The following is a 21,748-nucleotide window of genomic DNA, read 5'->3' on the forward strand; positions in this document are numbered from 1 at the left end:
CGTGGGCGCCCAGGAGAGCACCCCGCGTCCGGTGCGTCCGGTCCTCGCCTGCGGCGAGGTGCGCACCTGTCTGCTGCCCACCCGGGACGCCGTGGACGAGCGGGCCGCCGAGGCGCTGCTGCGGCTGCGCGCCGACGAACGCGTCCGGGTCTCCCGGCGCCCCAACCGCTGCGCCGTCTCCCCGGACGTCCTGACCGGCATCGACTGCCGGCTGCCCACCGCCAACGGCGCAAAGGTCCGCGCGATCGGCACGGTCGCCGCCCGCGCCGTCCTCACCGAGGGCCGGGTGCTCCAGTCCACGGCGTACTTCGCCGCCCCCGCCGAAGGCCCCGACGGCCGCCGCCCCTGGGGCTACTACCTGGTGCGGCCCGGCCTGCTGGTACCGGTGGGCCGCCTGCCCGCGCCCGCCGTCGCCGAGGGCTTCCTCGCCGGGCACCGGCAGGGGGAGCTGGACGTCGGCTCCGTCGCCGAGAGCCTGCTGGCCCGCATCTCGCGCGCCCCGCTGCTGGACTACGACACCCCGCTCAACACGGCGAGCACCGTCCTGCGCTGGTCCGCCCGGCCGGCGCCCGCGGACGGCGAGCCGTCCCTGCGCTTCACCGTCGGCGAGGAGGGACTGCGCACCGTCGCCCTGCGGCTGCCCGAGGGCACGGCGCCCGCCGCCGTCGCCGGGCTCTGCGAGGACCTGGCGCTGCACGACTGGCTGCTCACCACCGTCGGCGACAAACTCGACGGGGTGCGGCTGGGCACCGACGACCAGGCCGCCGTGCGCAAGGTGCTCGGACCGCTCGTCGACCACCTGCTCCACCTGTGGATGCCCCGGGCCCGCCTCGAACGCGTCCTCGCGGGACTGTGGGACGCGCTGGAGGAGGCGCCGGGCTTCACCCGCCAGTGGGACGCCCTGGCCCAGCGCATCCGCGACCAGCTGGCCCTGCGCGCCCTGCTCGCCCGCCGCGAGGCGCTGGACGCCCGGCTCACCACCCGCTGAGCCACCCGCACGCACCACCACGGCACGAGAAGGAACCACACGGCACGACCCACGACAGACAGACGGTCCGCGCACCATCCCAACGGGGGGACACACGAGATGCCTGGCCCGACGCACCCGCACCATCCCGACCGCACCGACGTACCGCGCCGCTCCGACGCCGACAGCGCCCGCCGGGTGACCCAGAAGGTCCTGGTCACCATCGTCATCGGTGGAGTCGTCTACGTCCTCACCAACGTCCTGCTGCCCGAGGACGACGGCCCCTGGCAGCTCGTGCTGTCGGTGCTGTGCGGCGGGGCGGTGCTGCTCACCCAGTTCATGATCTCGTTCGCGCACCAGCTCACCGAGCTGAAGTACGTGGTCGAGAAGCGCTTCGCCGACATCGGCGAGGCGACCAAGCTGTTCAACGAGGTGGAGAAGTTACGCGGCGACGGCGTGCCCCGGCTCGCCGAGCACGCCACCAAGGTCGTCTCCACCGGGCCCGACATCCTGCACGACTTCGCGCACGAGGAGATCAACCGCCTCGCCGCGCAGATGGAGGACCTCACCAACCTCAGCGCCGAGACGCCGGGCGAGAACCACGACTGGCTGATGACGCTCACCAAGTGCACCCGCAGCAGCATCGACGCGATCAGCACCACGGTCGTCGACGACGGCTTCTGGTCCACCGAGCCCGCCAGCCGCTACCTCACCGCGCAGCGGGAGGCGATCCTGGAGCGGCACATCACCGTGCGGCGGCTGTTCATCGTCAAGGAACGCGGGGAGCGGGCCGCCCTCGCCCCGATCTGCGAGGAGCAGCGGCTGATGGGCATCGAGGTGCGGGTGGTGGCGCTGGACCAGCTGCCCGCGCACCTGCGCCGGGGCAAGATGATCGACTTCATCGTCTTCGACGGGGCGCTGAGCTACGAGATACACGCCGACCAGCTCAGCGTGAACTCCTCGACGACCGTCAACGCCCGCGCCGACCTGGTGCAGCCGCTGATCCGCCGCTTCGACCAGCTCTGGGACGCCGCCCGCGAGCAGCAGTCCCCGAACGGCCAGCCCGACCCGGACAGCCTGCGCGCCCTGACCAACGGCCCGGACCCGGCCGGTGCCTGACCGGCCGGGCCCGGGGGTGCGCCCGTGGGCGGGGTGCCTCAGAACAGCTTGGTGCCCTTCAGCCGCGCCTTGACCGCCTCGCGGCCGTTGCCGAGGATCATCCGGCGCACGACCGGGTCGGCCTCGGTGGCGGCCCAGCGGACCATCTTCAGCAGGGTCTTGGGCCGCGGGTTGAGGAAGCGCACCTCGCGCTCGGCGTACCCGAAGTTCTTCGGGACGAAGTCGGCGGCCAGCAGCCGGTCGTAGAGCAGGTCGGCGGCGTCGGCGGCGGTCACCGCGCCGGCCTCGACGGCCTCGCACTGCTTGACCATCGTCTCGTACAGGTCGGCGAAACCGTCGTGGTCGGGCCAGTACAGGCCCGGGTTGGGCACCTCCTCCAGGTCCGTGAAGTGGCTGTCGCGGCCGTCCCGGCGGAACTTGGTCAGCGCGCTCTGCATGCGGTACACCCCCGCGTTGGCGCCCCACGCCCAGATCCTGAACACCGCGCTCCACAGGTCGTAGTCGGTCCAGGAGATGTACGACGAGTTGACCAGGGTGTCGTTGTGGTCGAGCAGGCCCTGCTGGAGCCGGTCCACCGGGGCGAAGCGCTCGGCCGAGAAGTCGTCGTCCTGCACGGCCCGCAGCAGCCGCCAGGCGAGCAGGTTCAGGGCCTCGGTGGTGTTGGACAGGCCGCGGGAGAACAGCGGGTCGATGAAGCCGGCCGCGTGCGACAGCAGGAACCACCGGTCGCCCGCGGTCTTCGAGGAGGAGTACTGCAGCCGGCCGGTCGCCGTCCACTCGCGCACCGGCTTGATGCCCTCGAACTGCCGGGCGACGTCCGGGAACGGCGCCGCCAGCGCGTGGAAGTCCTCCTCGGCCGTCAGCCCGGCCGGCTTGGGGTAGCGGCGCGGGTCGACGGTCATGCCCACGCTGCACAGGGGGTTCTTGGACCACTTGTTGTTGTCGAAGGCGATCACCCAGCCCCAGCCGCGCTCGAACATGTGGTGCACGGTGCCCTCGTACCAGGGCACCGGCGGGCGCCAGTTCTCGGGCACGGTGTCGAAGAGCCGGTCGGTGGGCGTGATGCCGACGACGTGGTTCCACACCGAGCGCGAGTGGTGCTTGAACCGGCAGGGGTCCTCGCGCAGGCCGAACTTCTCGGCGACGGGGGAGCGGAAGCCGCTCGCGTCCACCAGGTAGCGGGCCCGGTACTCGCCGTCCTGGCCGGACAGGGTGACGCCCGAGCCGTCGAAGTCGATGTCGGTGACGCGGAAGTTCTGCCGCGCGACGCAGCCGTACTTCACCGCCACGTGGAACAGGTAGGAGTCCGTGTCCTGCCGGAACAGGTGCGCGGCCTCGTGCAGCAGCTGGGGCGGGGTGGCGAACTCGTTGACCTCGCGCGGGTTCTGCGGGGCGCCCTCGTGGTGCAGCAGGAACCCGAAGTGGCGCTTGACGCCGAAGCGCGGGCCGATCGCCCGGGTGGTGTCCGTGAACGACGCCAGGTGCGCGATCTCCGGCACGTCGTAGCGCTCGGCGAGCGTGCGCAGCGAGACGAGCGTGAACGGGATCGTCGACTCGCCGATGGCGAACCGTGGGTGCGAGCCGGCGTCCAGCAGCAGCGTCCTGACCCCCTGCCGGGCGAGGATCGCGCCCAGGATCGACCCGGCCACCCCCGACCCGAGGATCGCGACGTCGTACCTCTGCGTGCCCCGTGGCTCCATGTCCTGTCTCCTTGTCGGTCGTCTCCCCGCGACGGCCGCCTTCGTGAGGGGCGGTGTCGCGGGGTCGGTCTCGCACCGGGCGGTGCCCGCCCGGACGGTGGCGCTACGGCGATCGGTGTCGGGGGATGGGGGAAGGGGGTGGTGCTCCTGCGGGACCGCCCGGCCGGCGTCGGTGCGCGGGTCAGCGGCGGGCCGCGCGCAGGCGTTCGCCGAGCAGTCCGCGCAGCGCCCCCTTGAGCAGCACGGCGGTGTCCTCCGGGGCCTCGGCGCGGACCCAGCGGGCGGCCCGCAGCAGCCGGGCCGGGGTGTTGTGGAAGAACCGGTCGGCCGGGTCGGCGAGGCCCAGCGGCGGCGGGACGTAGTCGGCCTCGCGCAGTGCGGCGAAGATCCGCTCCGCCGCGTCGGCGGGGGTGCGCCGGCCCGCCTCGACGTCGGTGCACAGGGTGCGGGCCAGCGGCGCCAGGGAGGCGAAGTGGGCGCCGCCGGGCCGGTCCGGCCCCTCCAGCGCGCGGAAGACGGCGTCGTCACCGGTCCTGGCGTAGGCCGCGTTCGCGTGCTCGACGGCGAGCGCGCCGAGCACCGTGCTCAGCGTCCACACCCGGACCACGGCGTTGAACAGCGCGTGGTCGCGGAACGCCACGAACGAGGCGCGGGTGAGGTCGTCGTGCGCGCCGAGCAGGGAGCGCTGGAGGTCCTCGACGGGACGGAAGCGTTCCGTCGACCAGTCGCCGTCCCGGGCGGCCGCGATCAGCCGCCAGGCGAGGGCGTTGACGACCTCCAGGCTGTGCCCGAGCCCGCGCGAGTAGAGCGGGTCGACGAACCCGGCCGCGTGGGAGGCGAGGCAGTAGCGGTCGCCGACCATGCGGCTCACGGAGTGCTGGAGCGGGTCGGCCGAGGCCCACGGGCGCACGGCCCGCGCCCCTGCGAACTGCCGCGCCACGTCCGGAAGTCGCCCCAGGACGGCGTCGAACTCCTCCTGCGGCGACCGCCCCTCCACCGCCGGGTGCCCGCGCGCGTCGAGGACGAGCCCGACGCTGCACGGGCCGTCGCCGCCGCGCCGCCGGTTGCCGAACGGGATCACCCACAGCCAGCCGCCGTCGAAGACGTGGTGCAGGGTGCCCTCGTGCCACCGGCCCGGCTGCCCGCCGGCCCGCCCGCCCGGGGTGTCGTCGTACGGCGTCACCCCGGTCATGTGGGTGTACAGGCAGCGCGACCGGTGCTCCCAGGCGGCCGGCTCCTCGCGCAGCCCCAGTTCGCGGGCCACCGGGGAGCCGGGCCCGCTCGCGTCCACCACGTACCGCACGGCGGTCTCCGTGCCGTCGGCCGTGCGCAGCCACGCCCCGCGGTCCGCCTCGACGCGCACGCCCTCGACGCGGGCCCCGGCTCCGGTGCGCACTTCGGCGCCGGTGCGCCCGGCCAGCGCGAGCAGCCGGGCGTCGACGTCCTCCCGGTACAGGTGCGGCGGGTCGGGCACGACGGAGGGGTTGACCACCTGGTACACCTCGCCGGGGTGCTGGCGCAGCCCCGGGCGGTGCAGCACGAAGCCGACGTTGCGCAGCACCCCCGAGCGGGCCGACAGGGTGCCCGCGACCTGCTCGGCCGAGCCCAGGGCGGCGATCTCCGGCACGTCGTAGCGCCGGGCGACGGCCCGGGCCAGCGCCGCGCTGTAGGGCACCATCGACTCGCCCACGGCGAACCGCGGGCCCGGTGCCGCCTCCAGCAGCAGCGTGCGGACGCCGGCCCGGGCCAGGACCGTCGCGAGCAGCGAGCCCGCGAAGCCGCCTCCGATCACGCCGACGTCGTACTCCGCCGGGCCGTTCCCACCGTTCGTCGTCTCCACGGGGCCTCACCGTCGCTCGGATGCGGCGCGCGGACGTGCAGCGCGCAGAAATGCATGGCGCGTTGAATTCTACGGACGTTGAGTTACGGTGCAATGGGCCGGGTGCCGGCGTGCGCGGTTTTCGGCCGAGGGACTGGCTGGTCGCCCTGGACTCCTCGATCGTGCGGGCCCACCAGCACACCGCTGCCAAAGGGGGCTCGAGGAACACGGGCTCGGACGCTCCCGCGGCGGGCTGGCGAGCAAGATCCACCTGGCCTGCGACGGGCGGGGCCGCCCCCTGGCGTTCACGCTCACGGCCGGCACCCGCAACGACTGCACCCAGGCCGAGACGGTCATCGACAAGATCCGGGTCGCGGGCCGGGCCGTCTGACCACTGCGACCCTCAACAGCACAGGCCCGGCTTACGGTGCCGACAGGGCTGTGCGCTCGGCTTTCACCAGCCAGTCGGTGTACCAGCGGGCGAACGTTACTGGCGTACCGTCGTGGCCGAGCAGTGGGGCGAGGTCTACGTCGTCCACCCGGCAGTCGGACCAGATCGTGCCACGGTGGCTTCCGCTGATGATCAGCCATTCTCTCCGAGGAAGAGGACTTCGACGACATCGAGGACTTCGACGACGCCATCGAGGCGTGGGACGAGCGGTGGGGGCGTTGGGTAAGAAGGTCGTCGAGCAACTTCGGGTCCGGGCCCTGGTCGGGAAACGGCTCGGCAAGCCTCGACAGGTCGGCCAGATCCGCGCCGTCGCCTTCCCAACGCCAGCGGCCTCTCTCGCGCCGAACCGTGAACAGGCCGTACCCGGGGCCGGCGCCGCCCGCGCCGACGTTCAGCAGGAATGTCCGGTACTCCTCTGGCAGCCGCACGCCCGTCTGAGCCTCGAGTTCGGCAAGGTCGCCCCGGGTAAGCGGGTCCTTGGCGATCCACCTGTGCCCCAGTGCCCCAAACACCTTGCTGCCGGAAGGCCCTGCACCCGCCGCCTCGACCCGCTGCTTGGTGCTGTTGTCCGCAGGGCGCCGCTCTCCGGCCAGACGCAAACGAACCCGAACAGCCGGCCATTGATCCACTCGTTACTTGATCACCAACCATGCCGCCCTGCACACCGTCGCGAGGCCCGCGAGCGCCATGGCGTCACCCGAGCCCGTGAACTCGGCCACGGCACCGCACAAGACCGGCCCCATCCCCTGCACGGACATCAGTCCGGCGGTCAGCAGTGCGAACGCCTGGCCGCGACGGGCCTCCGGGACCGCTTCGAGGAAGGGCCGCTGGAGCCCAAGTGCGTAGGCGAACCCGGTACCGGACACCAGGAGCAGTGCCGCGCCGACCACGCGTGACGGCTCCAACGCGAAGCCGACCAGAGGCAGGCCCAGAACCACGATCAGCGGGACGACCAGGCGTTCCCGGGCGGCTGGCCGGAGGAAGCGCCCGATGGCCAGGTCACCGACGAACATGCCGAGGGGCAGGCACGCGAGCAGCAGTCCGGCCGAACCGGCGGGCATGCCGTGGCCGCTCGTGAAGGGGACCGCCAGGCTCTCGGCGCCGGCCACGAGCGCCGGTGGCACCCACTGGGCGAACAGGAGGCTGCGCACCCTCGGTTCGGCGAGCAGCTTCGTGTTGCCGGACCAACTGAGACGCAGTAGCGAGCCGTTGGTCTGTCGTTCCTCGTGGCCAACCGTCTGCGGAGCAGGGGGCAGGTCGGGCAGCTGGAGGCGGACGGCCGCAGCGGCTGCCAGATAGGCGCCCGCGCTGACCAGCAGCGCCCTCTGTGGGCCGAGGAACCCGACCGCGGCACCGCCAGCGGCCAGACCGGCCAACTGGGCCGCCTACACGGACATGTTCGACAGCGAGCGCCCCAGGACGTAGGCGTCACCGGTGAGCCGCTCGGCGATGAGCCGGTTGGACGCACCACTGACGGCGGGCGTCGTGAAGGCCACGGCGGCGATGAGGAACAGGACCGCCGCTACCGACAGGCGGGTCGCCCCCATCACGGCGGCCGCTGCGTACTGGATTCCGTATCCGACGGTGATGACCCGGCGCGGGCGGGCGCGGTCGGCGAGTGCGCCGAGGAGGAGCGAACCGGCCACCTGCGGGAGGAAACCGATGCCGAACGGTAGGTGGCCCGCTGTTCGGGAGTGGGGGCGGAGGTCATGCGCAGCAGGGTGCCCGGCCCTCGATCAGTCGGCCCATCGTTACGCCCGGGGCGAAAGACGACAGAGTTTCCACCGAGTCTGACGGGGTGTGGGAGGAAAAGGGAGACAAAAGTCCCATTGGCTTGAGACCTGGTATGGCGAAACATGATGTTCTGGCGGGCTGCTTCTGGCCTGTCAGGGGTCCGTACTGTCAGTGAACAGAGGGGATGGAAAACATGCTGGTGGACACCATCGAAACGCCGGAGTTGACTCCGCAGACGTACCTCGACGACGACTCTGCGCTGGTCGCCGTCGACGCGCCGGAGGAGCGCGCCTGGCTCCCGTCCTACCAGGCGACCCGCACCGCCTGACGCGTGACCGGTCGGCATCGTACCCACGGAAGGGACCGATGCCGACCGCTGCCCCTCCCGCGTCCGTCATCCCGCTGCCGAAGGACGGTTGTCGATGCCTTCTTCACCCTCTGCCGAGCCGGTCACGGACCGCGCAGCGCAAGCCGACACGTTGCTTTGCGCCGACCGGCAGTTCGGCGATTCCGATGCCATCCGCGCCCGCAACCTCGCCCGGTTCCGCTTGGGCCTGACCATGCTGGCGCGGCATGACGGCGAGGCGGCAGACGTGCTGCGGACGACGGCCGCCGCATCAGCCGAGCGCCTCCGGCCGCTGCTGTACGACCCGGTGCTTCGCAACTGCTTCGAGGTCGACCTCGCGCGGCTGGAGAACGACCGCCTCGAGCGCAGTTCGTTCGGCTTGTACGTGCGTGGCCACCTGACTGCTCAGGCGGCGGAGATCCCGTCCTCGCCGGGCCCCTGCGAAGCCCTCATCCATCCGCAGCGGTCTGCCTGGCCCGGTCTCGGGGACGCCTGGGTGCTGAGCAAGCCGACACCACAGGGCCCCTACCAGGACATGCTGGCCGGGCGCCTCATGGAGTTGTACCGCGATGCGCTCGGTGGGGACCAGGCGGGCAGTCCCGTCGATCCGACGGACGCGGAGCGTGCCGTCCTGCGGGACGGCGCGGAACTCCTCGCGACGCTCCTGCCTGCCTCGGGAGCTGGTGTGCTTGGGCACGTCACCATGGTGGGTTTCACCCGTCGCGAGAGTGAAGAAGGCCCTCTTCAGTCCATGTCGGGTGGCGATCCGCTTCCTTCGACGGTGCTCCTGGCGCCCGAACGCTGCACGTCGCCGTGGCTCATCGCCGAAAGCCTTCTGCACGAGGGCGCCCATCTCAAGCTCTTCGACGCACTCCGCACGGGCTCCTTGGTCAGGAACGCCACCGAGACCGTCCCCATTCCGTGGCGGATCGGTTCTTGGACTGTCATCCGGGTGTTCGTCGCCCTGCATTTCTATGTGCACCTCATGGTTTTCCGGGCCGCGGCCGAGGCGGCGGGCGAGGCGATCCGGGAAAGGTTCGGCCCGCCCCCGTCTGCAGAGGACCTGGACGAGCCCAGTCCGGGCACTGCCGCCGCGCTGAGCGGGCAGTACCGCACCAGTGCGGAGAGGGCCCGCTACCTCGCCGAGTGCGTACTGTCGCTGCCCGAGCAGTCCCTCACCGAGAACGGGCGTCGGTTCGCCCGCTGGCTACTCACCGCCCTGCGTCTGGTGGATGTGGACGCGCCGGACTCCGACGAAGAGGTCGAGGTCGGGGGCACGTGGCTGCCACAAGCGGTGCCATCTCAGCAGATTGCGTCGGCAAGTGCTCTGCGTCGCGCCACGCCGGTGGACGCGTGCGCTCTGCCCGACCTGGGGCAACTCGTGGTCAGCACAGTTCGGTCCGGACGGATGCACTGGTTGAACGCCCGCTCATGGACGGTCTATTCGCTGTGTGACGGGCGCGACCTCGACTCGTTGCACACAGCCTACGCCGGAGCGGCGGGTCTCCCCGTCGGTTCGGAGGAGGCCGGCCGGCATGTGACCGACAGCTTGCGCCTGCTCGTGGCGGCCGGTCTGGTCACGCACGACACGTGACTGGGTCACGCTCGCGTCGTTCCTGCTCTGGGTCGGCCTGATCGACGAGACACCCCCTAGGGCCGCGGGGCGCCCGCGGCCGGTCAGGTCCGGGCCCCCGGCACGACGGGTCCGGTGCCGGGCTCCGGCTCCAGCGCCGTCGGGTCCCGGCGCACGCCGGCGTACAGCAGCGGTGTCGCCAGCAGCAGGACCCCCGCGAGCCCGATCGCGATCCGTGGGCTGGTCAGCTCGGCCAGCAGGCCCCACAGGGCGGTCAGGGCCGCGATGCTCGTCTTGGTGCTCACCGACCAGGCCGTCAGCGTGCGGGTGACCCGGTCGGACGGGGTCAGCTCCAGGCGGGCGGTGGCCAGCACCGGGTTGTAGACGCCCGCGCAGGTGATCAGGGCCAGCTCGACCACCATGACCAGGACCAGACCGGTCACCCCCGGCCCGACGAGGACCAGCCCGACCGGCCACACGGCCCGCAGCGTGCCCGCGGTCAGCAGGACCCGGCGGCGGCCGTACCGGGCCACCAGCCGGCGCGACAGGCGCGAGCCGACCAGGCCGCCCGTGCAGGGCACCGCGAAGGCCAGGCCGTACTGCCAGGGGGAGAAGCCGAGCGGGCCGAGCATCAGCACCGCCAGCAGCGGGGCGGACACCATGATCAGGCCGTTCACCAGCGCGGTGTTGACGAACAGGGGCCGCAGCACGGGGTGGGTGAGGATGTACCGCCAGCCCTCCAGCAGCTCGCCCGCGCTGAGCCGGCCCGCCTTCGCGGGCGCCGCCGGGGCCGGCTCGCCGTCACCGACGGCGCGCAGGCCGAGCGCCGACAGCAGGTAGCTCACCGCGTCCGCGGCCACCGTCACCACCGGGCCGAACAGGCCGATCGCCGCCCCGCCCAGCGGGGGACCGACCATGGTCGCCGACCACATCGTCGACTCGAAGCGGCCGTTGGCCACCAGCAGGTCCTCCCGCGGCACCAGCCCCTTCAGGAACGCCCCGCTCGCCGCGGTGAAGGTGATGTCGGCGGCGGCCACCAGGACCGACACCACCAGCAGCTGCCCCAGCCCCAGCAGCCCGAGCCCGTACGCCGCCGGGACGCTCAGCAGGGCCGCGCAGCGCAGCAGGTCCGCGCCGATCATCACGGGCCGCTTGCGCCGGAACTCCACCCACGGCCCCAGCGGCACCGCCGCCAGTGCCCCCACGGCGGGCCCCGTCGCCGCCAGCGCCGCGACCTCGAGCGCACCGGCGTGCAGCACGAGCACGGCGATCACCTGGAGCGCGTCGAAGGCCAGCCACGTCCCGAACGTACTGACCGCGTACGCCCCCCACAGCCACCCGAACCCACGCCCCAGCGACCGCTGTGCCACCCGGCCCCACCTCTCCCTACGAACCGGGCGATCCTAGTGGGTGCGCCACGGCGCCCCCGCGCGTAGGCGAGAATGGACCCATGACTCCGTCCCGTCTCCACCGCGACCCGGCGTGCACCCGTGCCCGGGGTGCGGGTTCCCACCGGGTCCGGGCGGTGCGGGGAGGGCGGTCGTGAGCCTGTTCCGGGACGACGGCATCGTCCTGCGCACCCAGAAGCTCGGCGAGGCCGACCGGATCATCACGATGCTCACCCGCGGGCACGGGCGGGTGCGGGCGGTGGCGCGCGGGGTGCGGCGCACCAAGTCGAAGTTCGGGGCCCGGCTGGAGCCGTTCTCGCACGTCGACGTGCAGTTCTTCGCGCGCGGCAGCGAGCTCGTCGGGCGCGGGCTGCCGCTGTGCACCCAGAGCGAGACCATCGCGCCGTACGGCGGCGGCATCGTCACCGACTACGCCCGCTACACCGCCGGGACGGCCATGCTGGAGACCGCCGAGCGGTTCACCGACCACGAGGGCGAGCCGGCCGTGCAGCAGTACCTGCTGCTGGTCGGGGCGCTGCGCACGCTCGCCCGCGGCGAGCACGCCCCGCACCTGGTGCTGGACGCGTTCCTGCTGCGCTCCCTGGCCGTCAACGGTTACGCCCCGAGCTTCGGCGACTGCGCCAAGTGCGGCATGCCCGGGCCCAACCGGTTCTTCTCGGTGGCCTCCGGCGGCTCGGTCTGCGTCGACTGCCGGGTGCCCGGCAGCGTCGTGCCGTCCCCGCAGACCCTGGTCCTGCTGGGCGCGCTGCTCACGGGAGACTGGGAGACGGCCGACGCCTGCGAGGCGCGGTACGTCCGCGAGGGCAGCGGACTGGTCTCCGCCTACCTGCACTGGCACCTGGAGCGCGGACTGCGCTCCCTGCGGTACGTGGAGAAGTGACCGTCCCGGCCCCGCGCGGGCCGGAGCGGCCGAAGAGCAAGCAAGCAAGAGCAGAGGGACACGAGGGAGACGAGAAGCACATGGTCGTACGCGGCATCCTGGGGCGTCAGCGGCGCGAGTACCGGGCGCCCGAGCCGCACCCGTCCGGCGCGCGTCCGCCGAAGCTCCCGGGCGAGTTGGTCCCCGAGCACGTGGCGATCGTCATGGACGGCAACGGCCGCTGGGCCAAGGACCGCGGGCTGCCGCGCACCGAGGGCCACAAGGTCGGCGCCGAGCGCGTCCTCGACGTGCTCCAGGGCTCCATCGAGATCGGCGTCCGCAACATCTCCCTCTACGCCTTCTCCACGGAGAACTGGAAGCGCTCGCCCGACGAGGTGCGCTTCCTGATGAACTTCAACCGCGACTTCATCCGCAAGACCCGCGACCAGCTCGACGACCTGGGCGTGCGGGTGCGCTGGGTGGGCCGGATGCCCAAGCTGTGGAAGTCGGTCGCCAAGGAGCTCCAGATCGCCCAGGAGCAGACCAAGGGCAACGACCGCCTGACGCTGTACTTCTGCATGAACTACGGCGGCCGCGCCGAGATCGCCGACGCGGCGAAGGCGCTCGCCGAGGACGTGCGGGCGGGCCGCCTGGACCCGTCCAAGGTCAACGAGAAGACCCTGCAGAAGTACATGTACTACCCGGACATGCCGGACGTGGACCTGTTCCTGCGGCCCAGCGGCGAGCAGCGCACCTCCAACTACCTGCTCTGGCAGAGCGCTTACGCCGAGATGGTGTTCCAGGACGTGCTGTGGCCGGACTTCGACCGCCGCGACCTGTGGCGGGCCTGCCTGGAGTTCGCCTCCCGCGACCGCCGCTTCGGCGGCGCCATCCCCAACGAGGAACTCCTCGCCATGGAGGGCCACGGCCCCGACCAGCCGTCCTGAGCGGCGCGGGCCCGCCCGCCGGGGGCTCCCGCGGTCGACACCCCCCTCCGCACCCCGGAGAATGGAGGTGTCGGCGGGCAGTGTCCCCGGCGGCGCCTGCCGCCGGCCGCGCGGTACGTCTGCGCCGCCCGAGGAGGCGGGCCATGACCGTCCGAATCGCCACCTTCAACACCGAGAACCTCTTCCGCCGCCCCCGTGCGTTCGCCCTGGGGAGCGACGCCGCGCGCCAGGAGGTCCTCGCCGACCACGCCACGCTGGTCGGCGTGCTCGAACGGCGCACCTACGACGAGGACGCCAAGGAGCTGATCGCCGCCCTGGTGAAGAAGTACGACCTGGACGACCGCCGCGACGACGGCACGCGTCCCTTCTTCATCAACGAGACCCGGGGGCAGCACACCCTGTTCCGCACCAGGGGCAGCGGCGACAAGCGCACCGTCGAGGTCGTCGCGGACGGCCGCGAGGACTGGACGGGCTGGGTGGAGCTCGTGCGCGAGGACCTCGGCTGGGAGGCCGTGCACAACACCGGCCGGGTGATCGCCGAGATCGACGCCGACGTCCTGCTCACCGTCGAGGTGGAGGACCGGCTGACGCTGCGCCGCTTCAACGAGCAGGTGCTCGGCGGGGTGTGGAAGAAGGCGCCGTACCCCTACGAGATGGTCATCGACGGCAACGACCCGCGCGGCATCGACGTGGGCCTGCTCAGCCGCCACCCGGTCACCTCGCTGCGGACCCACGTCTTCGACCCCGACCCGGACAGCCCCGGGGAGCGCCTGTTCAGCCGGGACTGCGCCGAGTTCGAGATCGCGCTGGGCGGCCCCCCGCTGTGGCTGCTCGGCAACCACCTCAAGAGCAAGAGCGGCGACAACCCCCGGCTGCGGCTGGCCCAGGCCCGGCACGTGGCCACCATCTACCAGGCGGCGCTGGAGCGTTCGCCGCACGTGGTGGTCGCCGGGGACTTCAACGACGAGCCGTCCAGCCCGGGGCTGCGGGCGGTGCTGGGCACCGGGCTCAAGGACGCGATGAGCCACGGCGGTTACGCCGGCCCCCCGGGTACCATCGGCACCTGCCGGACGGCCGAGCAGAAGATCGACTACCTGATGTTCTCACCCGCGCTGTGGGACACGGTCGAGCACGTGGAGGTCGAACGGCGCGGCATCTGGGCGCCGCGCACCTTCAAGCACTTCGACACGGTCACCTCGAAGGCGACCCAGGCCTCGGACCACGCGGCCCTCTACGCCGACCTGGACCGCTAACGAGGAAGTCCCGGAACACGTCCGCCCCGCACCGCGCGAGGCGGGTGCGGGGCGGACGTCGTGTGTGCCGGGTGCCGTGGGCGGGGGGTCAGCAGCCCACGAGGCGGGACGCGAGGTAGCCCTCGATCTGGTCGAGGGAGACGCGCTCCTGCTTCATCGAGTCGCGCTCGCGCACGGTGACCGCGTTGTCCTCGAGGGTGTCGAAGTCGACGGTCACGCAGTACGGGGTGCCGATCTCGTCCTGGCGGCGGTAGCGGCGGCCGATGGCGCCGGCGTCGTCGAACTCGATGTTCCAGTGCTGGCGCAGGGCCTGGGCGAGGCCCTTGGCCTTGGGCGACAGCTCCGGGTTGCGGGACAGCGGCAGGACCGCGGCCTTCACCGGCGCGAGGCGGTGGTCCAGGCGCAGCACCGTCCGCTTCTCCAGCTTGCCCTTGGCGTTGGGCGCCTCGTCCTCGACGTACGCGTCGAGCAGGAAGGCGAGCATGGCGCGCCCGACACCGGCCGCCGGCTCGATGACGTAGGGGGTCCAGCGCTCGCCGGCCTCCTGGTCGAAGTAGGACAGGTCCTGGCCGGAGGCCTTGGCGTGCGCCGACAGGTCGTAGTCGGTGCGGTTGGCGACGCCCTCCAGCTCACCCCACTCGGAGCCGCCGAACTGGAAGCGGTACTCGATGTCGGCGGTGCGCTTGGAGTAGTGGGAGAGCTTCTCCTTCGGGTGCTCGTACCACCGCATGTTCTCCTCGCGCAGACCCAGGCCGGTGTACCAGTTCCAGCGCTGCTCCATCCAGTACTCCTGCCACTGCTCGTCCTCGCCCGGCTTGACGAAGAACTCCATCTCCATCTGCTCGAACTCGCGGGTGCGGAAGATGAAGTTGCCGGGCGTGATCTCGTTGCGGAAGGACTTGCCGGTCTGGGCGATGCCGAACGGCGGCTTGCGGCGCGAAGTGGTCTGCACCTGGGCGAAGTTGGTGAAGATGCCCTGGGCGGTCTCCGGGCGCAGGTACGCGATGGAGCCGGTGTCCTGGGTGGGACCGAGGTGGGTGGAGAGCAGGCCCGAGAACTGCTTGGGCTCGGTGAACTGGCCCTTGACGCCGCAGTTGGGGCAGTTGATGTCGGCCAGGCCGTTCTCCGGGGCGCGGCCCTTCTTCTCCTCGTACCCCTCCTCCAGGTGGTCCGCGCGGAACCGCTTGTGGCAGGAGGTGCACTCGGTCAGCGGGTCGCTGAAGGTGGCGACGTGGCCGGAGGCGACCCACACCTCGGGGGCGAGGATCACGGACGAGTCGAGACCGACGACGTCCTCGCGGGAGGTCACCATGTAGCGCCACCACTGGCGCTTGATGTTCTCCTTCAGCTCGACACCGAGCGGCCCGTAGTCCCAGGCGGCGCGCTGACCGCCGTAGATCTCACTGCAGGGGAAAACGAAGCCACGGCGCTTGCTCAGGCTGACGATGGTGTCGATCTTGTCGGCGGCCACGGTGCTCTCTTCATTACGACGACGGGCGACGAAGCGAGGTGCTTCCAGCGAATGCTTCAGCGTACCGGCGCGGGCTCCCCCTCAACCAAATCGGGGGCCCGGCAGCGGGGCAAACCGGGGCCGGTCCGGCCCCCTGACCGGGCTTGTTGACAACGGTTTCCATCTTCGTTGAAAATGACTGTCATGAACGTACGACGACGCCTCATATCCGCCGCGGCCATCACGGCCGCCACCGTCCTCGGGACCGCCACCCTCACCGCCTGCGGCGGCGACACCGCGGCCGCGGGCAACGCGGGCAACACGGACAAGTTCGACGTCGTCGCCTCCTTCTACCCGATGGCCTTCCTCGCCGAGCGGATCGGCGGGGACCACGCGCACGTCACCAGCCTCACCCAGCCCGGCCAGGAGCCCCACGACCTGGAGATCAGCGCGAAGCAGACCGCGCGGCTGCAGGACTCGGACGCGGTGCTCTACCTCAAGAACCTCCAGCCCTCCGTCGACGACGCCGTCGCCCAGTCCGGGGTCAGGACGAAGATCGACGCCGCCTCCCTGACCTCGCTGGAGAAGCACGGCAACGAGGTCGGCGGCCACGCGGCCGAGCACGATGAGCACGAGGGCTCCGGCGACGGGGAGTCGTCCGGCCTCGACCCCCACATCTGGCTCGACCCGGTGCGCTACGCCCAGGTCGCCGAGGGCGTCGGCGCCGCCTTCGCCGAGGCCGACCCCGGTCACGCGGCCGACTACCGCAAGAACACCGCCGACCTGGTGCGTGAACTCGACGCCCTGAACACCGAGTTCACGACCGGCCTCGCCACCGCCCGGACCAAGGTCTTCCTCACCACCCACGCCGCCTTCGGCTACCTCGCCGAGCGCTACGGCCTCACCGAGGAGGCCATCAACGGCCTCGACCCCGAGTCCGAGCCCAGTGCCGCGCGCGTGAAGGAGCTGGAGAAGCTGGCGAAGGCCGACGGGGTCACCACCGTCTTCTACGAGACGCTCGTCAGCGACAAGACGGCCAAGACGGTGGCGAAGGATGCGGGCCTGCGGACCGACGTCCTCGACCCGATCGAGGGCATCACCAAGAAGTCCCGCGGCCAGGACTACCTCCAGGTCATGCGGGCCAACCTCGCGGCCCTGAAGACCGCCCTGGGGGCGAAGTGAGCGACCGGAGCGACCGGGCCGACCGGAAGGGGAGCGGCATGGGCGAGCCCGTCATCGCGCTGCGGGGCGTCCGTGCCGAACTCGGCGCGCGCCCCGTCCTGCGCGGCATCGACCTGACCGTGGGCCGCGGCGAGGTCGTCGCCCTGCTCGGCGCCAACGGCTCCGGCAAGTCGACGGCCGTGCGCACCGTCATCGGCCAGGTCCCGGTGAGCGCGGGCACCGTCGAGCTGTTCGGCACGCCCCGGGCCCGCTTCCGCGACTGGGCCCGCCTCGGCTACGTGCCGCAGCGCACGACCGCCGCCGGCGGGGTGCCGGCCACCGTGACCGAGGTGGTGTCCTCGGGCCGGCTCTCCCGCACCCGTTTCGGCCTGTTCCGCAAGGCCGACCACGCGGCCGTACGGCACGCCCTGGAGCTGGTCGACCTCGCGGACCGGGCCGGGGACCCGGTCGACGCCCTCTCCGGCGGCCAGCACCAGCGCGTGCTGATCGCCCGCGCCCTGGTCGCCGAGCCGGAGCTGCTGATCATGGACGAGCCGATGGCCGGCGTCGACCTGGCCAGCCAGGAGGTGCTCGCCGCGACCCTGCGCGCGCAGGTCGCCCAGGGCACCACCGTCCTGCTCGTCCTGCACGAACTGGGCCCGCTGGAACCCCTCATCGACCGCGCGGTGGTGCTCCGCGACGGCTGCGTCCTGCACGACGGCCCGCCCCCGCGGGCGGTCGGCCAGCACGCCCTCCCCGGCCACGACCACGTCCACCCGTCACCCACCGCCGCCCTTGGCGGAGGTGCTGCGCACCACTGCCATGATCCGCACGCACCGGCGGACGCCGGCCCCCTCCGCACGGGACTGCTCAGCTGATGGAAATCCTCGACTACGCCTTCATGCAGCGGGCGCTGCTCGCCGCCGTCCTGGTCGGCATCACCGCCCCCGCGGTCGGCATCTACCTCGTCCAGCGCCGCCAGGCCCTGATGGGCGATGGCATCGGGCACGTGGCCATGACCGGCGTCGGCCTCGGCTTCCTGCTGTCCGCCTCCCCGGTGTGGATGGCCACCCTGGTGTCGGTGCTGGGCGCCGTCCTGATGGAGCTGATCCGCTGGTACGGCAGGACCCGCGGCGACATCGCCCTCGCGATGCTCTTCTACGGCGGCATGGCCGGCGGCGTGCTGTTCATCAACCTGGCGCCGGGCGGCTCCAACGCCAACCTCACGTCGTACCTCTTCGGGTCGCTGTCGACGGTGTCCGAGTCGGACGTGACGGCGATCTGCCTGCTCGCGGCGTTCGTGGTGCTGGTCGCCCTGGGCCTGCGCCGGCAGCTGTTCGCGGTCAGCCAGGACGAGGAGTTCGCCCGGGTGACCGGGCTGCCGGTGCGCGCCCTGAACCTGCTGACGGCCGTCACGGCGGCGGTCACGGTGACGGTCGCGATGCGGGTGGTCGGGCTGCTGCTGGTGTCGGCCCTGATGGTCGTGCCGGTCGCCGCCGCCCAGCAGCTGAGCCGCAGCTTCGCCGCGACGTTCGCGGTCGCCGTCGCGATCGGCGTCACGGTGACCATCGGCGGCACCGTCACCTCGTATTACCAGGACGTCCCGCCCGGCGCGACGATCGTGCTGCTGACCATCGCGGCGTTCCTGCTGCTGACCGCGCTGGCCGCTCCGCTGGCCCGGCGGCGCGCCCGCGCCCTGGCCGCCGGCGGCCCGCCCGCGGACCCGGCGGAGTGCGCGATTCCGGCCACCCGCGCGCCCGACGGGGGAGTCGGCGTCTGACCGGCCGGGAGCCGGGCTGGCACAATGGCCCGGCAGGTGCCGACGCGAGCCATCCGAAGGAGTGACCGGTGACGACCGCTGGACCGCCCGTGAAGGGCCGCGCCACCCGGCAGCGTGCCGCCGTGGCGGCGGCGCTCGACGAGGTCGACGAGTTCCGCAGCGCCCAGGAGCTGCACGACATGCTCAAGCACAAGGGCGACTCCGTCGGGCTGACCACGGTCTACCGCACCCTGCAGACCCTCGCCGAGGCCGGCGAGGTCGACGTCCTGCGCACCTCCGACGGCGAGTCCGTCTACCGCCGCTGCTCCACCGGCGAGCACCACCACCACCTGGTCTGCCGCTCCTGCGGCAAGGCCGTCGAGGTCGAGGGCCCGGCGGTGGAGAAGTGGGCCGAGGCGATCGCCGCGGAGCACGGCTACGTCAACGTGGCCCACACGGTGGAGATCTTCGGGACGTGCGCGGACTGCGCCGGCCTGACCGCACGCGACACGCGGACGGATAACGAATAACAGATATTGAAATCTGTCAGTCGTCATGCCAAGCTGGGGGCATGACGATGCACACGCGCACGCTCGGAACCACCGGTCCCCAGGTCTCCGCCCTCGGCCTCGGCTGCATGGGCATGTCCGCGCTCTACGGCGAGGCGGACCGGGCGGAGTCGATCGCCACGATCCACGCCGCCCTGGACGCCGGGATCACCCTGCTCGACACCGGCGACTTCTACGCCATGGGCCACAACGAGATGCTGATCGGCGAGGCCCTGCGCACCGCGCCCGCCGCATCGCGGGAGCAGGCCCAGGTCAGCGTGAAGTTCGGCGCCCTGCGCGATCCCGACGGCGGCTGGAGCGGGTACGACGGCCGCCCGGCCGCCGTGAAGAACTTCGCCGCCTACTCCCTCCAGCGCCTCGGCGTCGACCACATCGACGTCTACCGCATCGCCCGGCTCGACCCCGGCGTCCCGATCGAGGAGACCGTCGGCGCCATCGCCGAACTCGTCGAGAAGGGGTACGTCCGGCACATCGGCCTCAGCGAGGTCGGCGCCGACACGATCCGCCGCGCCGCCGCCACCGCCCCGATCTCCGACCTCCAGATCGAGTACTCGCTGATCTCCCGCGGCATCGAGGACGAGGTCCTGCCCACCACCCGCGACCTGGGCATCTCCGTGACCGCCTACGGCGTCCTGTCCCGCGGCCTGATCTCCGGCCACTTCACCCCCGACCGCCGGCTCGCCCCGAACGACTTCCGGGCCATGTCGCCCCGCTTCCAGGGCGAGAACCTCCAGCACAACCTCGGCCTCGTCGAGGCCCTGCGCGCGATCGCCGCGCGGAAGGGCGTGACCGTCGCGCAGATCGCCATCGCCTGGGTGCTCTCCCGGGGCGAGGACATCGTGCCGCTGGTCGGCGCCCGCACCCGCGAGCGCCTGGCCGAGTCCCTGGGCGCGCTCGACGTCACGCTGGACGACGCCGACCTCGCCGCCGTCGAGCGGGCCGTGCCCGCGGACGCCGCCGCCGGCGACCGCTACCCGGCCGCCCAGATGGCTCACCTCGGGAGCAAGTGAGGCCACCGGGTACGGTCTAGGACATGGCAGCGACCACCGAGACCCTGACCGCCGAGCGCATCCTCGAGGCGACCGAGGAGGTGCTGCGCCGCCACGGACCGGCCAAGGCCACCGTGGTCGACGTGGCCCGCGCGCTCGGCGTCAGCCACGGCAGCGTCTACCGCCACTTCCGCACCAAGGCAGCGCTGCGCGAGGCCGTCACCAAGCGCTGGCTGGACCGCACCTCCGAGCGGCTCGCGGTGATCGCCGCCGAGGACCGCGACGCCGGGGCCCGGCTGCGGGACTGGCTCGCCGCGCTGTTCGAGGCCAAGCGGCACAAGGCGGGCGACGACCCGGAACTGTTCGCCACCTACATGGTGCTGGTCGAGGAGAGCGGTCCCGCCGTCGGCGAGCACATCGAGGACCTCACCGCGCAGCTCGCCGCGGTCATCCGCGCGGGCGTCGCCGACGGCACCTTCACGGCCCCCGACCCGCTCACCGCGGCCCGCGCCGTCTTCCACGCCACAGGCCGCTTCCACGACCCCTGCCACGCCCGCGAGTGGACGAGCCCCGGCATCGAGGACGAGTTCACCGCGGTGGTGGACCTGCTGCTCCGGGGCCTGCGGCCCTGAGGCTTGTCACCAGGGCCCCAGGGCCCGGCCCCCTGCCGTCACGCCGCCGCTTCCGGCTGCTCCTGCCGTTCCACCCGCGTCACCAGCGCGTGCAGCCGCTCCAGGCGCTGCCGGGTGTCGTCGTCCGCCGGGGCGTACGTCACCATGCGGGCGCCGAACTCGGGGGTCAGCCACAGGTCCGTGTGGTGCAGGGTGAGCAGGCCGACCCAGGGGTTGCGGAACAGCTTGGTCCGGGTGGGGCTGGCGTGGACCTCGTAGCGGCGCCAGTTCTCCCGGAACGACGGGGACCGGTCCTCCAGCCGCGCCACCAGCATCTTCCAGGCGGGCTCGCCCAGGTGACCGGCCATGGACGCCCGCAGCTTGGCCGCCATGAGCCGCTCGGCCTCCTCCAGGTGCACGATCGAGGACCGCCACTGCGGGTCGGTGTGCACGAGGAGCATGCAGTTGCGGTCCTCCGGCGGGACCGCGTCCAGGTCGCCCAGGAGGCGGCCGTAGACCCGGTTGTACGCCAGGATGTCGTAGCGGCTGTTCTGGATGCAGGCCGGCAGGGGCTCCAGCCGGCGCAGCATCTCCTCCAGCGCCGGGGTCACCGACGGGCAGCGCGCGGCGGGCGTCGGATCGGTCGCGCCGGCCAGCTGGAAGAGGTGGGCGCGCTCGCCGGCGTCGAGCATCAGGGTGCGGGCGAGGGCGTCGAGGACCTGCACGGAGACGTGGATGTCGCGGGCCTGCTCGAGCCAGGTGTACCAGGTGACGCCGACCGAGGAGAGCTGGGCGACCTCCTCCCGGCGCAGGCCCGGGGTGCGGCGGCGGGTGCCGCGCGGCAGGCCCACCTGCTCCGGGGTGATCCGCTCGCGGCGGCTGCGCAGGAACCCGGCCAGCTCGTGCCGCCGGATCTCCCGGCCGTCCCGCGCGGCCGCGCTCGTGCCCTGCGGGGTCGTGATCGCCGTACTGGTCGCCATGTCTCCAGGGTGCCGTGGCGCGGATCCTGTTGCCAGGTACTCCTGCTACCAG

Annotated in this window: 20 protein-coding genes and 3 pseudogenes; 14 read left to right on the top strand and 9 right to left on the bottom strand. The window is 72.3% G+C overall.

Annotation, left to right across the window (positions count from 1 at the left end; translation table 11 throughout):
- The first annotated feature begins 1 nt into the window (after position 1).
- Positions 2-988 (top strand): SCO2521 family protein, encoded by a 987-nt coding sequence (locus tag AQJ30_RS33140; protein WP_067241270.1) that lies wholly within the window; start codon positions 2-4, stop codon positions 986-988.
- A gap of 99 nt (positions 989-1,087) precedes the next feature.
- Positions 1,088-2,086 (top strand): hypothetical protein, encoded by a 999-nt coding sequence (locus AQJ30_RS33145; RefSeq protein WP_067241271.1) that lies wholly within the window; start codon positions 1,088-1,090, stop codon positions 2,084-2,086.
- Positions 2,087-2,124: 38 nt separating this feature from the next.
- Here the strand turns inward: AQJ30_RS33145 and AQJ30_RS33150 are convergent, their stop codons facing one another.
- Positions 2,125-3,786, bottom strand: coding sequence for an NAD(P)/FAD-dependent oxidoreductase (locus AQJ30_RS33150; protein WP_067241273.1), 1,662 nt, complete (start codon positions 3,784-3,786; stop codon positions 2,125-2,127).
- Between the two features lie 181 nt (positions 3,787-3,967).
- A complete protein-coding gene (locus tag AQJ30_RS33155) occupies positions 3,968-5,626 on the bottom strand; it encodes an FAD-dependent monooxygenase (protein ID WP_067241275.1) in 1,659 nt (552 codons plus the stop codon).
- A 202-nt stretch (positions 5,627-5,828) separates the two neighbouring features.
- On the opposite strand from AQJ30_RS33155, the pseudogene AQJ30_RS38205 reads away from it, so the two are divergent.
- Positions 5,829-5,931: pseudogene (locus tag AQJ30_RS38205) on the top strand (IS5/IS1182 family transposase); the annotation flags it as partial.
- A gap of 96 nt (positions 5,932-6,027) precedes the next feature.
- On the opposite strand, the pseudogene AQJ30_RS40150 reads toward AQJ30_RS38205, so the two are convergent.
- The 4 genes and pseudogenes from AQJ30_RS40150 to AQJ30_RS33165 all read right to left on the bottom strand — a co-directional run.
- Positions 6,028-6,204 (bottom strand): annotated as a pseudogene (locus AQJ30_RS40150) (SMI1/KNR4 family protein); the annotation flags it as partial.
- Positions 6,205-6,268: 64 nt separating this feature from the next.
- A pseudogene (locus AQJ30_RS40155) lies at positions 6,269-6,568 on the bottom strand (SMI1/KNR4 family protein); the annotation flags it as partial.
- A 120-nt stretch (positions 6,569-6,688) separates the two neighbouring features.
- A complete protein-coding gene (locus AQJ30_RS33160) occupies positions 6,689-7,432 on the bottom strand; it encodes an MFS transporter (RefSeq protein ID WP_067241277.1) in 744 nt (247 codons plus the stop codon).
- A gap of 9 nt (positions 7,433-7,441) precedes the next feature.
- Positions 7,442-7,702: a hypothetical protein gene (locus AQJ30_RS33165; protein ID WP_067241278.1), complete on the bottom strand. Its 261-nt coding sequence runs from the start codon at positions 7,700-7,702 to the stop codon at positions 7,442-7,444.
- Between the two features lie 287 nt (positions 7,703-7,989).
- On the opposite strand from AQJ30_RS33165, the gene AQJ30_RS39880 reads away from it, so the two are divergent.
- Both AQJ30_RS39880 and AQJ30_RS33170 read left to right on the top strand, forming a co-directional pair.
- A complete protein-coding gene (locus AQJ30_RS39880; RefSeq protein WP_281200979.1) occupies positions 7,990-8,118 on the top strand; it encodes a hypothetical protein in 129 nt (42 codons plus the stop codon).
- Positions 8,119-8,212: 94 nt separating this feature from the next.
- Positions 8,213-9,730 carry an aKG-HExxH-type peptide beta-hydroxylase gene (locus AQJ30_RS33170; RefSeq protein ID WP_067241280.1) on the top strand — a complete coding sequence of 506 codons (1,518 nt, stop codon included), beginning with the start codon at positions 8,213-8,215 and terminating at the stop codon, positions 9,728-9,730.
- 83 nt (positions 9,731-9,813) lie between these two features.
- On the opposite strand, the gene AQJ30_RS33175 is transcribed toward AQJ30_RS33170, so the two are convergent.
- The gene (locus tag AQJ30_RS33175) at positions 9,814-11,079 is read right to left on the bottom strand and encodes an MFS transporter (RefSeq protein WP_079084461.1); all 1,266 of its coding nucleotides are present in this window, start codon (positions 11,077-11,079) and stop codon (positions 9,814-9,816) included.
- A 172-nt stretch (positions 11,080-11,251) separates the two neighbouring features.
- Here AQJ30_RS33175 and recO point away from each other — a divergent pair, with 172 nt between their 5' ends.
- From recO to AQJ30_RS33190, 3 genes are all read left to right on the top strand, one after another.
- Positions 11,252-11,998 (top strand): DNA repair protein RecO, encoded by a 747-nt coding sequence (gene recO, locus AQJ30_RS33180; RefSeq protein WP_067241281.1) that lies wholly within the window; start codon positions 11,252-11,254, stop codon positions 11,996-11,998.
- Between the two features lie 80 nt (positions 11,999-12,078).
- Complete coding sequence (locus tag AQJ30_RS33185) at positions 12,079-12,924, top strand: isoprenyl transferase (protein WP_067241283.1); 846 nt, start codon at positions 12,079-12,081, stop codon at positions 12,922-12,924.
- Positions 12,925-13,067: 143 nt separating this feature from the next.
- Positions 13,068-14,177 carry an endonuclease/exonuclease/phosphatase family protein gene (locus AQJ30_RS33190; protein WP_067241285.1) on the top strand — a complete coding sequence of 370 codons (1,110 nt, stop codon included), beginning with the start codon at positions 13,068-13,070 and terminating at the stop codon, positions 14,175-14,177.
- Positions 14,178-14,265: 88 nt separating this feature from the next.
- Here the strand turns inward: AQJ30_RS33190 and AQJ30_RS33195 are convergent, their stop codons facing one another.
- Positions 14,266-15,648 carry a glycine--tRNA ligase gene (locus tag AQJ30_RS33195; RefSeq protein WP_067241287.1) on the bottom strand — a complete coding sequence of 461 codons (1,383 nt, stop codon included), beginning with the start codon at positions 15,646-15,648 and terminating at the stop codon, positions 14,266-14,268.
- A 183-nt stretch (positions 15,649-15,831) separates the two neighbouring features.
- On the opposite strand from AQJ30_RS33195, the gene AQJ30_RS33200 reads away from it, so the two are divergent.
- The 6 genes from AQJ30_RS33200 to AQJ30_RS33225 all read left to right on the top strand — a co-directional run bounded on the left by AQJ30_RS33200 (position 15,832) and on the right by AQJ30_RS33225 (position 20,737).
- Positions 15,832-16,809, top strand: a complete 978-nt coding sequence (locus AQJ30_RS33200; RefSeq protein WP_067241289.1) for a metal ABC transporter substrate-binding protein — start codon at positions 15,832-15,834, stop codon at positions 16,807-16,809.
- Positions 16,810-16,847: 38 nt separating this feature from the next.
- Positions 16,848-17,666 (top strand): metal ABC transporter ATP-binding protein, encoded by an 819-nt coding sequence (locus tag AQJ30_RS33205; RefSeq protein WP_079084466.1) that lies wholly within the window; start codon positions 16,848-16,850, stop codon positions 17,664-17,666.
- Positions 17,666-18,568 carry a metal ABC transporter permease gene (locus AQJ30_RS33210; protein ID WP_067241290.1) on the top strand — a complete coding sequence of 301 codons (903 nt, stop codon included), beginning with the start codon at positions 17,666-17,668 and terminating at the stop codon, positions 18,566-18,568. Before AQJ30_RS33205 ends, AQJ30_RS33210 begins: the two co-directional genes overlap by 1 nt.
- Positions 18,569-18,636: 68 nt before the next feature.
- Positions 18,637-19,077, top strand: coding sequence for a Fur family transcriptional regulator (locus AQJ30_RS33215; protein WP_067241292.1), 441 nt, complete (start codon positions 18,637-18,639; stop codon positions 19,075-19,077).
- Positions 19,078-19,118: 41 nt separating this feature from the next.
- On the top strand, positions 19,119-20,126 hold the full coding sequence (locus tag AQJ30_RS33220) for an aldo/keto reductase (protein WP_067241294.1): 1,008 nt from the start codon (positions 19,119-19,121) through the stop codon (positions 20,124-20,126).
- A gap of 23 nt (positions 20,127-20,149) precedes the next feature.
- The gene (locus tag AQJ30_RS33225; RefSeq protein ID WP_067241295.1) at positions 20,150-20,737 is read left to right on the top strand and encodes a TetR/AcrR family transcriptional regulator; all 588 of its coding nucleotides are present in this window, start codon (positions 20,150-20,152) and stop codon (positions 20,735-20,737) included.
- Between the two features lie 38 nt (positions 20,738-20,775).
- Here AQJ30_RS33225 and AQJ30_RS33230 read toward each other — a convergent pair whose 3' ends face one another.
- The gene (locus AQJ30_RS33230; protein ID WP_067241297.1) at positions 20,776-21,696 is read right to left on the bottom strand and encodes a helix-turn-helix transcriptional regulator; all 921 of its coding nucleotides are present in this window, start codon (positions 21,694-21,696) and stop codon (positions 20,776-20,778) included.
- Positions 21,697-21,748: the final 52 nt, after the last annotated feature.

The organism is Streptomyces longwoodensis (genome assembly GCF_001514125.1).
Classification (GTDB): domain Bacteria; phylum Actinomycetota; class Actinomycetes; order Streptomycetales; family Streptomycetaceae; genus Streptomyces; species Streptomyces longwoodensis.